At 73.5% G+C, this 864-nt stretch carries 1 protein-coding gene; it reads left to right on the top strand.

Annotation, left to right across the window (positions count from 1 at the left end):
* On the top strand, nt 1-864 hold an 864-nt coding region (locus tag EQG76_RS15910; protein WP_159715190.1), incomplete at both ends, for an aldehyde dehydrogenase family protein.

The following is an 864-nucleotide window of genomic DNA, read 5'->3' as shown; positions in this document are numbered from 1 at the left end:
CTGCGGCCGCTGGCCGGGGCACTCGCCGCCGGCAACCGGGCGATGGTCAAGCCGTCCGAGCACGCGCCCCGGACCGCGGAACTGATCGCCCGGCTCCTGGAGCAGCGGCTCGGGCCCACGGTCGCCCGGACCGTGCTGGGCGGGCCCGACGTCGCCCGCAGCTTCGCCGCCCAGCGCTTCGACCATCTCCTGTTCACCGGCAGCACGGAGCGCGGCCGCGAGGTGGCGCTGGCGGCTGCCGCCAACCTGGTGCCGGTCACGCTGGAGCTGGGCGGCAAGTGCCCGGCCGTGATCCTGCCCGGTGCCGACCTGGCCGCCGCTGCCAGCGCGATTGTCACCGGCAAGGGGCTGAACGCCGGGCAGACCTGCATCGCGCCCGACCATGTGCTGCTGGCAGGTGTCGCCGCCAATGACTTCCTGCCCGTCCTCCAGGCGGCGGTCCGGCACCATTTCCCTTCGGGCCTGCCGACCCGGGTGATCCCGCACGGCCGCCCGCGGCTCGAGCTGCTGCGCCAGGACGATGCGGCTCTGGATCTGGTGGTCGATCCGCCCGAGAACTCGCCGCTGGTACGCGACGAGGTGTTCGGCCCGATCCTTCCGATCCACCAGCTCGACGGGCTGGACGCGGTAATCCGGCGGCTGCGGGGCCAGGACGCACCCCTGGCCGTCTATCTGTTCGGCCGGGACCGCCAGGCCGAGCGGCGCCTGCTGGCGGAGGTGCCGGCGGGGGCGCTGGTGGTGGGCAGCACCGTGCTGCAGGCGGCGATCGACTCGCTGCCGTTCGGCGGGATCGGGGCCTCGGGCATCGGTCGTCATGGCGGCAGAGCCGGTTTCGATGCCATGTCCAACCTGAAGGCCCATGTA

This window comes from Geminicoccus flavidas (assembly GCF_009806515.1).
Classification (GTDB): domain Bacteria; phylum Pseudomonadota; class Alphaproteobacteria; order Geminicoccales; family Geminicoccaceae; genus Geminicoccus; species Geminicoccus flavidus.
This window is presented reverse-complemented; position numbering and strand designations above follow the sequence as displayed.